Source organism: Pseudomonas sp. LS1212, assembly GCF_024741815.1.
Taxonomy (GTDB): Bacteria; Pseudomonadota; Gammaproteobacteria; order Pseudomonadales; family Pseudomonadaceae; genus Aquipseudomonas.
Genome location: NZ_CP102951.1, coordinates 475,082 through 488,462, shown reverse-complemented (window position 1 = coordinate 488,462; position 13,381 = coordinate 475,082). Strand labels below are relative to the sequence as shown.

At 57.9% G+C, this 13,381-nt stretch carries 10 protein-coding genes; 2 read left to right on the top strand and 8 right to left on the bottom strand.

The window, feature by feature from the left end; genetic code table 11:
• Positions 1 to 96 precede the first annotated feature (96 nt).
• Positions 97 to 1,902 (bottom strand): lipid A export permease/ATP-binding protein MsbA, encoded by a 1,806-nt coding sequence (gene msbA, locus NVV94_RS02235; RefSeq protein ID WP_258445635.1) that lies wholly within the window; start codon positions 1,900 to 1,902, stop codon positions 97 to 99.
• 158 nt (positions 1,903 to 2,060) lie between these two features.
• Between msbA and NVV94_RS02230 the strand changes: the two genes are divergently transcribed.
• Together NVV94_RS02230 and NVV94_RS02225 are read left to right on the top strand one after the other, a co-directional pair.
• Positions 2,061 to 3,917 (top strand): bifunctional O-antigen ligase/aminoglycoside phosphotransferase family protein, encoded by a 1,857-nt coding sequence (locus NVV94_RS02230; protein WP_258445634.1) that lies wholly within the window; start codon positions 2,061 to 2,063, stop codon positions 3,915 to 3,917.
• Between the two features lie 6 nt (positions 3,918 to 3,923).
• Positions 3,924 to 5,138, top strand: a complete 1,215-nt coding sequence (locus tag NVV94_RS02225; RefSeq protein ID WP_258445633.1) for an acyltransferase — start codon at positions 3,924 to 3,926, stop codon at positions 5,136 to 5,138.
• A gap of 36 nt (positions 5,139 to 5,174) precedes the next feature.
• On the opposite strand, the gene NVV94_RS02220 is transcribed toward NVV94_RS02225, so the two are convergent.
• Genes NVV94_RS02220 through NVV94_RS02190 form a run of 7 tightly spaced genes read right to left on the bottom strand, consistent with a single transcriptional unit; the run spans position 5,175 to position 13,319 of the window.
• A complete protein-coding gene (locus NVV94_RS02220) occupies positions 5,175 to 6,059 on the bottom strand; it encodes a glycosyltransferase (RefSeq protein ID WP_258445632.1) in 885 nt (294 codons plus the stop codon).
• The gene (locus tag NVV94_RS02215) at positions 6,056 to 7,210 is read right to left on the bottom strand and encodes a glycosyltransferase (protein WP_258445631.1); all 1,155 of its coding nucleotides are present in this window, start codon (positions 7,208 to 7,210) and stop codon (positions 6,056 to 6,058) included. Before NVV94_RS02215 ends, NVV94_RS02220 begins: the two co-directional genes overlap by 4 nt.
• Positions 7,207 to 8,091: a DUF6625 family protein gene (locus tag NVV94_RS02210; RefSeq protein WP_258445630.1), complete on the bottom strand. Its 885-nt coding sequence runs from the start codon at positions 8,089 to 8,091 to the stop codon at positions 7,207 to 7,209. The genes NVV94_RS02215 and NVV94_RS02210 overlap by 4 nt, the downstream gene beginning before the upstream one ends.
• A 51-nt stretch (positions 8,092 to 8,142) precedes the next feature.
• Positions 8,143 to 9,555, bottom strand: a complete 1,413-nt coding sequence (locus NVV94_RS02205; RefSeq protein WP_258447604.1) for a PIG-L deacetylase family protein — start codon at positions 9,553 to 9,555, stop codon at positions 8,143 to 8,145.
• Positions 9,552 to 10,448 (bottom strand): antimicrobial resistance protein Mig-14, encoded by an 897-nt coding sequence (locus NVV94_RS02200; RefSeq protein ID WP_258445629.1) that lies wholly within the window; start codon positions 10,446 to 10,448, stop codon positions 9,552 to 9,554. The genes NVV94_RS02205 and NVV94_RS02200 overlap by 4 nt, the downstream gene beginning before the upstream one ends.
• Positions 10,448 to 11,578, bottom strand: a complete 1,131-nt coding sequence (locus tag NVV94_RS02195) for a glycosyltransferase (protein ID WP_258447603.1) — start codon at positions 11,576 to 11,578, stop codon at positions 10,448 to 10,450. Before NVV94_RS02195 ends, NVV94_RS02200 begins: the two co-directional genes overlap by 1 nt.
• A complete protein-coding gene (locus tag NVV94_RS02190; protein WP_258445628.1) occupies positions 11,562 to 13,319 on the bottom strand; it encodes a carbamoyltransferase in 1,758 nt (585 codons plus the stop codon). The genes NVV94_RS02195 and NVV94_RS02190 overlap by 17 nt, the downstream gene beginning before the upstream one ends.
• Between the last annotated feature and the right edge of the window lie 62 nt (positions 13,320 to 13,381).

Genomic DNA, 13,381 nt, shown 5'->3' with positions numbered 1-13,381 from the left:
GTCTTTTTTGCAGGCTTGCCATGACTATCGTCGCAGGCGTCTGGATTAAAGCAGTCATCCGGCGTCAGTGCGAATTCATCGCCATGACGCCGTATTTCAAGTGATGTCAGCCTTGGCAGGCTCGTCCAGCCCCATGGCATGCAACCTGGCGTAGTAGCCATTTTGAGCCAGCAACTGGGCGTGGGTTCCACGTTCGACGATCCGTCCCTGATCCATGACCAGGATCAGGTCGGCCTTCTCGATGGTCGAGAGTCGGTGGGCGATCACCAGTGTGGTACGTCCTTTCATGACGTGGTCCAGGGCCGCCTGAATATGCCGCTCTGATTCGGTATCAAGAGCTGAGGTGGCCTCATCGAGAATCAACAACGGTGCATTCTTGAGCAATGCACGGGCGATTGCCAGGCGCTGGCGCTGCCCACCGGAGAGCAGAACGCCGTTTTCCCCAACCTGTGTGTCAAAGCCTTGCGGCAACTGGTCGACAAAGTCTTTCGCGTAGGCGGCCTGAGCGGCGGCCTCGATATCGGCGCGAGGGGCTCCAGCCAGGTCACCATAGGCAATGTTATTGGCGACCGAATCACTGAACAGCGTTACGTGTTGGGTCACCTGGGCAATGTGACGACGCAGGTTCAGCAGGCGGAACTGCTCGATCTCGACACCATCGAGCAGGATTTCACCCATGGTGTGATGGTAAAAGCGCGGAATCAAGCTGGCCAGCGTCGACTTGCCGCTCCCCGAGCGCCCAACCAGGGCGACCATTTGTCCCGGCTCGACCGAAAAACTGATGTCATCCAGGACCAGCCGATCGGTACCCGGATAGGTGAAGCTCAGATGACGCACATCCAGTCGACCACTGACCGATTCCCGCTCGACAGTGCCATGATCGACTTCGGGGGCGACATCCAGCTGCTCGAAAATACTTTCTGCACCCGCAACGCCCTTCTGAATCGTCGAACTCACTTCGGAGAGCTGACGGATGGGCTTGGGAAGCAGTCCCGCGAGCGTAATATAGGCCACCATGTCACCGGCCGATGCATCGCCACGCAGGAAGAGCACCAGAAACATCAATACAGCCATGGCGGTATAGATCACCAACTGCAGCATGGGGGTGTAGATGGCGCCGGTACGGGTCATGCGCAACTGCTTGTCGGTATTGCTCTGGCTGGCATCGAGGAAGCGCTGGCGCTCGTAGGTCTCGCCACCGAAGCTACGAACCACGCGATAGCCCTGGATGGTCTCGGATGCCACATGAGTGACATCACCCATGGCCACCTGGATCTTCTTGCTCTGCTTGCGGAACTTCTTGCTGGCGCGGCTCACCATGAACGCAATCAGCGGCAGAATGGCGACCATCACCAGGGTCAGCCGCCAGTTCATGAACAGCAGCGAAACGAACAGAAAGATAACCGTCATGCCCTCGCGGATTACGACTTTGATCGCATCTGTCGCCGCCCCCGTGACCATGGTCACGTTGAAAGTGATACGAGAAATCAGGTGCCCGGAGTTATGCTGATCGAAGTATCGATTCGGCAGCGTCAGCAGATTGTTGAACAGCTGGACGCGCAAATCGTGGACCAGGCCCAACGAGACCTTTGCCAGAAAGTAGTTCCCCAGATAGGATCCCAGACCCTGCCATGCCGCAATCAGGATGATCAGCAGAGGGACAGCCTGCAGTAGCTGCAGATCCCGGAGGTAAGGAACGGTGGGAAACAGGGCGGCTTCCGGATTCGACAGGCCGTCCACGAAATACTTGAGAATGTAGCCGAGCATCGGCTGGGTCGAGGCAAAAATCAGAAATCCGACGATGCTCAGCAGGAACAGACCGACATACGGCCGCACATAGCCAAGAAGGCGGAAATAGATCTTCATGCTTGAGGGGCTGCCGCAGAGACTGGAGTCGGTCATATCACGCGAAGTACTCAAAAAGGGAAGCTGACTTTATCACAGCTTCTCCTGAGCGCTGTCTGGATCATTCGAACAGCGAGACGCCTACCACATTCAGGCGAAATTTAACAGGCAGATACGCTGGTATTGCCGACCTCTTATCGGAAATAACACTCAACATGCATCTCAGCAGTTTGAATAGCAGCGCTAACCGGACATTCGACTTTATCTGTCTGTGGGTATTGCCACTGGGCTTTCTGCTTTTGTTGAGCTCGTTGTTCTTTCTTCCTGATCGCAGCATTCACCAGAAGCTGTTTTATGGGCTTTTCAGTATTCCAGCGCTGCTTGCCATATGCCTGCGCCCTCGCGAACTGAAACATCTCTGGCGCGAGCCACTGATCCTGGCCTATGTGGCCTTTGCTGCTATTGCCCTCCTCAGTCTGGCCTGGGGTCCCTCCGAAGACCGCGTCTCGGGCCTTGTGAAACGACCGCTGCATACATTCATGTTGTTCGCGGGAACTTGTCTCCTATTGCGCTATCGCAATGAGAGTCTGAAACCCATTTTTCTATCTGCCGCGCTGATCGCCTTGCTGGCCTCACTATTGAGCCTGTATGCGTTCAGCCGAAGCTACACGGATGGATTGCGCATGGTCGGAACCGGCGCTTTCGACAATCCGCTACTGAGCTCTCATTTATTCGGCTTCTTTTCTACTTTCTGGCTATTCATTTGTATGACCAGCAAAAACCTGCGGGTGCTTGCTGTCAGTGCGCCAGCATTCGCAATCATGTTCGCCGCGGTGTTGGCGACAGGCTCACGAACACCGCTGGTAGCGATCACGCTGGCGGCGATCTGGCTGAGTCTTATCTGCTGGAATCACCGCTCGGCACTCATGATATCGGCCATCGCACTGATCACCGCGGTGGTAGTGACGGCTTTCCCTGAAATGATTTCCAGCCGAGGCGACTCCTTCCGCTTCGAGATCTGGACGATCACGCTTCAACTCATCAATGAAAAACTGCTGTTGGGCCATGGGTACGGTTCCCACCTGAGCATAGATCCGGGGACCGGTTACTCCCTGAGTGAGCCACACAGTTTTGCATTGGGTGTTCTGTACTACGTCGGTATTATCGGGTTTCTACCCTGGCTGGCCATGCAAGCCTGGGGGCTTTTGAGCTGCTGGCGCCATAGGACTCAGCCGCTCTTCATCCTCGCCTCCTCCCTTCTGGTGTTTGGCATCGGCGCCGGGCTGACCGAGGGGGGAGGAATTCTGTCACGCCCGAAGGAGCACTGGTTCCTGTTGTGGATTCCGCTGGCGCTGATTGCCGCCCTCAATATCAGTCGGCGCACGCATCACCTATTGGGCATGCGCATACAGCCCCTGAGTCCGCCAGCGGCTGGCACGCTCATGACCGGCGCTGATGTGATTGAAGAAGATGGTCTGGGCCCAAAAGTCCTGCGTCTTGGGGATGGCAGTTTCCTGAAGTTGTTTCGAGGCCGGCGCTGGTATACATCCGGTAGTTTTCACCCCTACTCCGAACGCTTTGCCAGCAATAGCCAACTGTTATCCTCGCTCGGTTTCAGTGCGCCTCCGATACTTGATCTTTATCGCTTGAGCGATGGCAGCACCGCCGTGCGCTACCAGCCCCTGCCTGGTCGAACCTTGCGCCAAGTGTTTGAGGCGACTCAAGACAGCGCCGAGCGTCAGGTGCTGGCACAGAAATTCGGCCGGTATCTGGCCCACCTGCACGAACAGGGCATCTATTTCCGCTCCTTGCATCTGGGCAACGTGCTGCTGCTGGACAACGGTGAGCTCGGTCTCATTGATGTGGCCGACATGCGCATCCTGCCCTCCTCATTGAGCCTGGCACTTCGGCGGCGCAACCTGCGTCACATGCAACGCTATACCCAGGACCGCGGCTGGCTTTTCGAAGAAAATCTGGCGCAGTTGCTCAAGGGCTATGCGGCCCTTGCGTCTGACAAGGCTGTAAAGCACATGCACAAGCACGCGCATTTACTCAAACACACCGCAGGCTGATCAACAATGTCGCCGCTTGCACCATTCCTGACTTTTGCAGCCTACGCCTTGGCTATTGCTACTGCAGCACTGCTGCTGCGTCTGGTGCCTAGAATTGCCAACAGCCTGGAACCCATTGGGGGCCGTTACGCCAGCGTTGACGGTTTGAGGGGTTATCTGGCATTTGGCGTATTTATCCATCACTCCGTCATTGCCTGGATCTATCTGCAGACCAACCAAATTGGCATACCGCCCAATAATTTCTTTGCCCAGATCGGCCTGGCCAGCGTCGCTCTATTTTTCATGATTACCGGTTTTCTTTTCTGGAGCAGGCTGCTCAAACAAGGTCGCCAGCACGATTGGCTCGCCTTTGCAGTCTCTCGGGTATTCCGGCTCTATCCGCTCTACCTGCCGCTGTTGACGATAGTCGTGCTGTGCGTCTTTTACCTGCAAGGCTGGGAGTTCAAGGAGTCGCCGCTCGACATCACGAAGCAGATCGCCCTATGGCTAAGCTTCGATCGGCCGGATATCAATCAATATCCACAGACCGGAATGTTGATCTCCAACGTTACCTGGACCTTGGCTTATGAAGTGTTCTTCTATACGGCGCTGCCCCTGCTGGGCATGCTGTTCATCTACCGAGGCGGTCGCGTGCAAGTGGCGCTGTGTCTGATAGGCATCTACACGCTGTACCAGGTCATCGGCTGGGAGCACTCGCTGAAAAAGCATTATCTGGCCAGCTTCCTGGGCGGTATCGCGGCGACCTACTGGATTCGCCAGCCAAAATTACTGGCCTGGGGAAAAACTCGGACTGCCAGCGTCGTCGCCCTGATCGCACTGCTGATCGTCATGACCGCGTTTCGTAAAAGCTTTGCAACCCTGCCACTGCTGCTGCTCACGCTCTTCTTTGTCATCGTCGCTTCCGGCAATGACCTGTTCGGCGCGCTGAAGTGGCGCAGCATTCGCTGGCTCGGAGAAATCAGCTACAGCACGTACCTGCTTCATGGATTCGTGCTCTGGCTGGTGATCTATCAGCTACTGCCACAACTCCCCTACGCTCGGGACAACTCGATTCCTTTCCTCGCTCTTATCGCCCTGAGCAGTTGCTTGCTGATTGTACTGAGCAGCATAACCTTCCTGTTCATCGAGAAACCGGGAATTGTGGCAGGCAAAAAAGTGGTTCAATGGCTGCGCCGCAACCGGGATACCGAGTGCGTAACAGCACAAGAAACTGCGCCGTGAATCACTAATACGCACTCAACCATTAGCTGACTCCACTCAATCGCGTTCCAGCGGAAAAAAGTACAACCGAGTCAACCCGCGCAACGTCTTGCGACTCCAGGCCTTGAGCGGTATCTGCGTCAACAGTTCGCGCGCCAGCGCGTGGTCACGGTTCGATGTTTTCAAAAACATCGAGTTGAGAAACTTGTACTTCACTTCCTCGTACTGCGGGTGATCGCTGAACAATGCGTAGGAGCGCAGAATATTGTCGATCATGAAACGATGGTTCTTGTACGAATTGGTCGCATGCTTGCGGTAGCGCGCCATCAATACGCCAAGCCCGTCAATGAAGTATCCGGCCCGGGTGATTTTCAGCTCGATCAGTAAGTCTTCAAGACGGATGCTGGGGTCAAAGCCGCCAACCTTTTCCAGTGCCTCGCGCCGGATCAGCAACGTCGGCGCTGGCGGGTAGGGCTTGCGCTCAAGAAACATGTCATCGAAGTCCAGACGGCGGAATGGCACGTCCCTGCGCTGCCGCTTCTCGGGGTACAACTGCCCTTGAGCATCAATGAGCTCGATATTACCTGCACAGATGCCGACTTCCGGCTTGTCGGCCATATAGGCTACCTGGGTAGCAATACGCTCGGGCAGCATGATGTCATCGGAACCGAATGGCGCGATCAGCGTGCCCTTGGCCCGGGCAATGGCGCCATTGAGGGTATTGGTCAGCCCCTGATTCTGCTGCACCCTGAAATCGAAGCCATGGATGGCCTGCAAGCGTGCAATTCGCTCGACACTGTCATCCTTGGAGCCGTCATCCACAACCAGCAGCTCAATATTCGGATAGGTCTGTCCAAGCACACTGAGTATGCTTTCTTCGATATAGGGGCCGTGGTTGTACGAGGCGATAATCACCGTCACCAGTGGCTGATCGTCTTTCATGCTTGCTCCTTCCGTACCAGGCTCAGACCCGAGTCGATCAAGTCCAGGTATTCCTGTCGGAAAACGTCGATGTCGTGATGTGTCTGCAAATAGCGGTAGGCCTGTTCGCCCTTGGCGCGTAGCGCATCATCGCTCAGCCCCAGATAGCTATCGAGGGCCGTCGTCAGCGCCGTAACATTGGCCGGTTCCACCGCCAGCCCGCCAGCCCCTTCAATTAATGGCAGCATCGCCGGCACATTGGAAGCAATCACCGGCAGATGGCCGCTCATGCCTTCAAGCAGCGCCAACCCAAGGCCTTCGGCCAACGATGGCATGGTCCAGATATCGAATGCGCGCACGTATTGCAGCGCGTTCTCACGAAATCCGAGCAAATGTGCCCGTCCAGCCAGCCCCAACCGCTCGATTTCGCTTTCCAGACGCCCTTGTTCGCGCCCCGCACCAATGATCGCCAGTTCCACCTGAGGGTATTTGTCCTTGAGGGCAGCAAAAGCCTGCAACAGATGGATGTGCCCTTTAACCGGTACCAGTCGCCCCAATGCACCGATCAAGCGAGCCGAGGGGGATAGCCCCAACAGCTCTCGCGAGCGTTCGCGCGAATGCTGCAACCCTTCTGCCTGCTCGATATCGATGGCATTGGTAATGGCATAGGTGTTCTGATCGGTAAATCCACAGCTGCACTCGATCAAGTATTGCTTGACCGCAGGCGACACACCGACAATACGCCAGGCACGATCGATCAGGCGCTGGGTCTGACGCCGGCGGTAATAGCGGTCGTACTCGCCAAACCCGTGGGAGATTCCAATACAAAGTGGAACCTTCAACCACCGATTGAGCTGCAACATCATATTTACCGGCTTGAAGCGATTGCAGATCACCACGTCGAACTTTTCTTTTCGGCAGAACTGATACAGGCGCCACATGGCACGCACGCGCATGCCCTTGAGTGCCTTGTCCGAAAAGTCGAAATACACTGAGTGATCAGCACGACTTACCGCATCACCTGGCTGAGGCCGCCCTCTGAGAAATGCTGCGGTCACCTCATAGCGTTCAACCGGCAGGGCCTTGACGATCTGTTCTGCCAGATCAGCAAAATCGTGCTTCTTGACGTTGTAGTCCGGTTGTAATTGCAAAACCCTGGAACGCTGTCTCATAACTCTCCCTGATGAAAACCGGTCTCGTCGATGACCCACGCTGGTTTTTGCGCCAATTGCTTGATGTGCGCCTGGTCCGGTTCCGGCAGACGGGACCACTCATTGCGCTTCCAGCAGACGAAATGAAAATACGGAAAGGTCCGGTTACCATCGCGATCATTGCTCAGGCAGCCATCGCGCCAATACCATTGCCTGGGAAAATCATCACTGCCATCGTGCCACTTGATCACACCACCGGGCGTACTGAATGCCTCGGTGAATTCGCTGCGGCGCCGCAAGGGATTAAACTTCCCGACCAGCTCGAACAAGGGTTTCGGAAAGTTCTTGCGCCAGAGGAACAGGCGACTGAACGCACCTTCATCCAGCGCATGATGTTCATTATCGGTAAAACGCGTGCGCCAGCCCTTGATTTCCTTGAACAATTCGCGCTTGCACGCCGTATTGCGCATCAGGCACAAATGTCCCGCGACCCGCCGCTCATGGGTTGAAAACAGATCATGGTTGGCCAGGCGCTCCGCCGTGAAATACGCGCGCAAATCGCCATAAATCAAATCAATATCGCCGAACGCCCAGAAATCGTAACCTTTGAGCCTGTCAGCATGGATATACCCCAGCGCAGGCTTGATATCGCACAGTTTGTACGCCTCGGTCGGCACAAAGTCGATTTCCAGGCGCTTTGAAACCATCTGGCAATACTCGGTAAAGCTGATCGCCTCTATCCGAACATTGTCTGGCAGATCCTCCGGCGTACCACAGTCACTGAACAGCAACCAGTCGATATCCGGATTGCACCGACAGCTCGCAAGGAAGAACGGCATCCAGAACGGCCAGCGTCCGAAGTACGGAATAATGAAAAGAATCCGCGGGTTTAGATTGATCACTTGAAGCTCACTGTCAGAGATTTCGAGAGGCAAAACAAGCGCCTCACATCCTTATTTATGTTTCACGGCCCAGAACAATTCGTGCCGGCGTACCGCCTTGCGAAAGAACTCATTCTCGCCATAAACGGAATCCCGACGCCCTGCCAACAGGCGCTGCACCCCCCGTCGCACTAGCCGCTTGAAAGGTGGGCGAGGCTGCAAGTCATGCATCATACCCAGCGCCATCGCTTTGTCGCGCTGCCGAGCAAGATCAAGCGACAAACTGTAAGGAACCCAGAACTGCGTGGCGTCCAGCAATGGGGGTAAATTCACGCCAGCGCCCGAGTCGCCCATCGGCCAACGATCATTGTCGTGAAGATGATTGGCGTACCCCAGCAGGGTATCAGGTTGCCATTGCAACCCGTCCAGCGCCTCAAGCACAGCCTGCTGCGCGCAGATATGGTCAGGGTGCGGGTCCAGCGAAGGATGCGGCAGTACGATAACTTGCGGCCTGGCCTGGAGCAGAAGTGCCCGCAGGTCTGCCAACAGATTGTTCCAGGTCGGTGCACCATCACTGTCGCCCGGCAATGTCAACGCGTTGAACTGCCGAAACAGTCGTGTGTCGTTCAGGTCTGCTTCCCGGGAGGCAACCGACTGATCCGGTGCCGCCTGCATCGCCGGCAGTTGCAAACAGAAATAACCGAGTTGTACGCATTGCGCCTCGGGTACTCCGGCCCAGCGCGGTACGGCAATGCTGTCCCAGGCCCGCAAGCGTCCTTTCAAGCGCGCGGCCTCGGCAGTTGCCATGCCCATTTTTTGATAGTGCTCTGCCTCGATCTCACCGGCGGTCAGGGTCACGACCCAGGTGTCTTGTGCCTGGCTGTAGAGGCCGAAGGCTGCCAGTTCGGCATCGTCGGCGTGAGGCGCAATGACCATGACCCGTTGCTGGCGATAGTCCGGATGACGGAACACCCACAACTCGGGCTGCCCAAGCAGACGACAGAACCGTCCACGCAGTCGCAGGCGACCCTGGCTAAACGAGGTGCCAAGGCCTGTCAGGTTCAGGTAACGCTGGCCGTTCACGCCACGCTCGAACGTCTGCCGGTCCTGCTGGTCGTCCCCCGTTAGCTCGACCGCAGGATCGAGGAATCGCCCCAACCAGGTGCTTCTGAGCCGCATGCGCAGCACCAGAGTTTCATCCCCGCTCAGGCTCAATGGCTGCTCAAGCTGCAGCAGCTCCCCGTCCAGACGCACCTTTGCCTGCTCGCTGTCTTGCGCAAAGCGGTACTGATAATCCTCGGCCGGCGAGTAGAACAGGTGATCGGCAAACCAGGCTTCGTGAGCGACCCATGCCAACAGCGCCAACAACAGCGGCAGCCACCATTTGACCAGTACCCCGATGGCAATCAGCAACACCAGGCCCAGCAACAGGCCCAGGCGCTTGTTGCGCCGATGACGCTTGAGAAGCTCCTGCTTGCGGCTCAAACCTGAAATACCGGCACGGGGTTGCACCAACGATCCTTGTAATCGCGGTCCGCTCGCCCAAAGGAAAACCGCAGCGGTTTCTGCCGGGCACGCGCATCTTCCCAGGCACTTTGGGTATTGAGAAAGCTCAACACGCTGCCCGGGCTGAACGCACGCGTCTGCGGGTCGACGCCACCATTGATGTACTCGACGCTGATCCATTCGGGCGCCTCGACCCGATACACCAACTGAATAGCGATAGGCGCGTCGCCCAGAAACACCACCGAGCCGATCAACAGCGAACGCAAGCGCTCGATCACTTCAGTCATGCGCGCGGCCCCGGTGGCAGGGAATTCCCAGCGCCGCAGAAACAGATCGCAGTACATCCTGGCGAGTTCGGCACTGCTGAAATCGCTGACCGGATGCACCACGCCGCCAGCCTCTTCAAGCAGGCGCAGTTCGCGACGCTGGTTGTAGCGAAACTTCTTCGACAGCTCTTCGGGCTCACGCGCCATGGCCAGGCTTTCAGGCTGGGGCTTGAGCTCACTGAAGCGGCCCTCGTTAAGCGCAGAAAGGTAACGGCCCGCATGGCGCAGTGGCGCCCTCGCCTCTGCGGCGGCAGGCAGGATCAGCTCGGCATTGCCCAGATCGAACAGGCCTTTCTTGCCCTTGCGCTTGAGCACTTCCTTGGACAAGGCCAGGTGCCGGCCCCAGGTCGGAATCGCTGCCTTGATGTCGCCGCCCTGTTCCCAGGCCAGATACCGCACCGGGATCTGCGCCAGATCGGCCAGTTGCTCGACGACCAACGGATGGGTCGCGACGCTACCGCCGAAACGCTGCCAGGCTTGTGCATAAGTTGCGGCATCCACCGCCGTCCAGCCGCGCTCGCGCCAGCCTTGAATTCGGTTCAGCATCAAGCCTCCGCAATCAGATCGGTGACTTGCGGCAGTCGCCAGAATGCCTCACGCACGGCGTGATCGGAAAAACGCTCATGCAAGCGCTGTTGCATCAGCTCAGCGCACGCCTGGCGCTGCTCGGCATCGAGCGACGCCAAATGTACAAGCCCCTGCGCCAGATGCGCGGCATCGCCAAGCGGGAACAGGATGCCGACACCCTCGACCACTTCCTTGGCACCGCCACACGCCGTGGCCAGCAAGGGTACGCCGGCGGCCATGGCTTCGAGCAGGACCATGCCGAAAGGCTCATGGTCCGAGCTCAAGGCAAAGGCGTCGAAAGCGCGGAAGTAACGCCGGGCATCCGGGACCTGGCCGGCAAAGGTGACATAGGCGCTTATGCCCAGCTCATTGGCCAGTTCCTTGAGGTCCTGCTCCAGGCGGCCCTTGCCCATGATCACCAACTGAGCCGGCTTGGGCAGGCTCGGCAACGCCTGGGCGAAACCGCGCAACAGGGTGGCCTGATCCTTGTCCGGATGCAGGCGCCCGACATTGCCGACGATCCAGGCGTCACTGGCCAGGCCTAGTGCCTCTCGTGCCTGGCTGGCCGGCAGTTGCGAGGCCTGCAGGGACTCGGTATCAATACGGTTGTAGAGGGTGCGGATGCGTCCGGTCGGCCAATTGGGCAGGCACTTGCGCATATCGTCGCGCACCGCATCGGACACGCCGAGCAGGCTCAGGCGCTTGCGAAACAGGTGGGCAAAGAGTTTGCGTGTGCGCCGCTGATAATCGCCGAAGGCATGATGCACGCCGATGACCGGCAAATCGGTGCCGAGCAAGGCGATGTAAATCGGCTTGAAGCGATGCGCGATACAGAAGCTGAAATTGCGCGACGCGGCAATCTTGCGCAGATCCCGGATGGCGCCCAGCTTCAGGCCGCGCACGGCACTGGAGCTGTATTCGAGAAACAGGACTTCATCAGACGCGCAGCCAGCGGCGACTTCAGGATCGGCGACCCCGGTGAGAAACACCGTGGTCACGCGATAGCCGCTGCCGGCAAACAGGCTGGCATATTGCCGGGCGCAGTCCAGGAACGGCCCGTCATAGCCGTGACAGAACTGCAGGACGTGACGTTCAGCCGAGCGAGTCATAGGCATCCGCGCCATCCTTGACCACCAGGATGTCTTCCATGATCAGGTATTGCAGGTCAGAGCCGAAGAACATGTTCAACGCATCGGTCGGCGAGCAGATCATCGGCTCGCCACGACGGTTCAACGAGGTATTCAAGGACACACCGTTGCCGGTCAGGTCTTCGAGCGCCTTCATCATGTCGTAGTAACGCGGGTTGTATTCGCGTTTGAGTACCTGGGCCCGCGACGTACCGTCTTCGTGCACGACTTCCGGCACACGGGTCTTCCACTCTTCGGCCACCTCGAAGGTGAAGGTCATGAAGGGTGCCGGGTGGTCGACCTTGATCATCTGCGGGCCGACGGTATCGAGCATCGACGGGCAGAAAGGCCTCCAGCGCTCGCGGAACTTGATCTGTTCGTTGATGCGGTTGGCCACGCCCGGCACACTTGGGCAACCAATGATCGAGCGACCACCGAGGGCACGCGGGCCGAACTCCATGCGCCCCTGGAACCAGGCCACCGGGTTGCCGTCGACCATGATTTTGGCAATGCGCTGGGGCATGTTGTCGATCTTGCGCCATACCGGCTTGCTGGCGTGGCGGGCACAGGCCGCGATCACGTCCTCGTTGGAGTAGGCCGGGCCGAGATAGACGTGTTCCATCTTCTCCACCGGTACGCCACGGGCGTGAGACACATAGGCTGCCGCGCCGACTGCAGTACCGGCATCGCCCGATGCCGGTTGCACGAACAGCTCCTTCATGTCGGGGCGGGCGATGATCTTCTGGTTGAGCTTGACGTTCAGGGCGCAGCCGCCGGCGAATGCCAGCTTGCCGGTTTCCTTGAGAATGTCGCCCAGGTAATGGTCGATCATTTGCAGTGCGAGTTTCTCGAACAACGCCTGCATGCTCGCCGCATAGTGAATGTACGGCTCGTCGGCGATGTCGCCTTCGCGCTTTGGCCCCAGCCACTCGATCAGTTTCGGCGAGAAATAGAAGCCTTTGCCTTTCTCTTTATGGCGACGCAGGCCGATGACGTTGGCGTACTCGGTGTTGATCACCAGCTCACCGTTCTCGAAACTGGCCAGGCGCGAGAAGTCGTACTTGCTGGCGTCGCCGTAAGGGGCCATGCCCATGACCTTGAACTCACCGTCGAGCATCTCGAAACCGAGGAACTCGGTGATCGCGCCGTACAGGCCACCCAGGGAGTCCGGATCGAAGAACTCCTTGATCTTGTGGATCTTGCCGTTTTCGCCGTAGCCAAAGAAAGTGGTGGCGTATTCGCCCTTGCCGTCGATGCCGAGGATCGCGGTCTTTTCCTTGAACCCTGAGCAGTGATAGGCACTGGAAGCGTGAGCGAGGTGGTGCTCGACCGGCTCGATCTTGATTTTCTTCGGATCGAAGCCCAGCTGCTGCAGGCAGAACACGATGTGCTTGCGATAGCGCTTGTAGCGGCGGTTGCCCATCAGCAATGCATCGAGGGCGCGATCCGGGGCGTACCAGTAACGCTTGGCGTAGTGCCAGCGCGCCTTGTCGAACAGGCTGATGGGGGCGAACGGAATCGCGACCACATCGACATCCGAAGGCTTGATACCGGCCTGCTCGAGGCAGAACTTCGCCGACTCATAGGGCATGCGGTTCTTTGCATGTTTGTCGCGCACGAAGCGCTCTTCTTCAGCGGCGGCGATCAGCTTGCCGTCGATGTACAGGGCCGCGGAAGGATCATGGCTAAGGGCGCCGGACAGGCCAAGAATCGTCAATGCCAAAGGTCTAGCCTCTTTAATCTTGAAAAATGCGCCCCCGCCAAATGGGCGAGCAGCAGCTAAAG

Excerpts from the sequence above, each read along its gene's own strand:
- msbA (WP_258445635.1), bottom strand. The coding sequence starts at position 1,902 with ATGACCGACTCCAGTCTCTGCGGCAGCCCCTCAAGCATGAAGATCTAT.
- NVV94_RS02230 (WP_258445634.1), top strand. The coding sequence starts at position 2,061 with ATGCATCTCAGCAGTTTGAATAGCAGCGCTAACCGGACATTCGACTTT.
- NVV94_RS02225 (WP_258445633.1), top strand. The coding sequence starts at position 3,924 with ATGTCGCCGCTTGCACCATTCCTGACTTTTGCAGCCTACGCCTTGGCT.
- NVV94_RS02220 (WP_258445632.1), bottom strand. The coding sequence starts at position 6,059 with ATGAAAGACGATCAGCCACTGGTGACGGTGATTATCGCCTCGTACAAC.
- NVV94_RS02215 (WP_258445631.1), bottom strand. The coding sequence starts at position 7,210 with ATGAGACAGCGTTCCAGGGTTTTGCAATTACAACCGGACTACAACGTC.
- NVV94_RS02200 (WP_258445629.1), bottom strand. The coding sequence starts at position 10,448 with ATGCTGAACCGAATTCAAGGCTGGCGCGAGCGCGGCTGGACGGCGGTG.
- NVV94_RS02195 (WP_258447603.1), bottom strand. The coding sequence starts at position 11,578 with ATGACTCGCTCGGCTGAACGTCACGTCCTGCAGTTCTGTCACGGCTAT.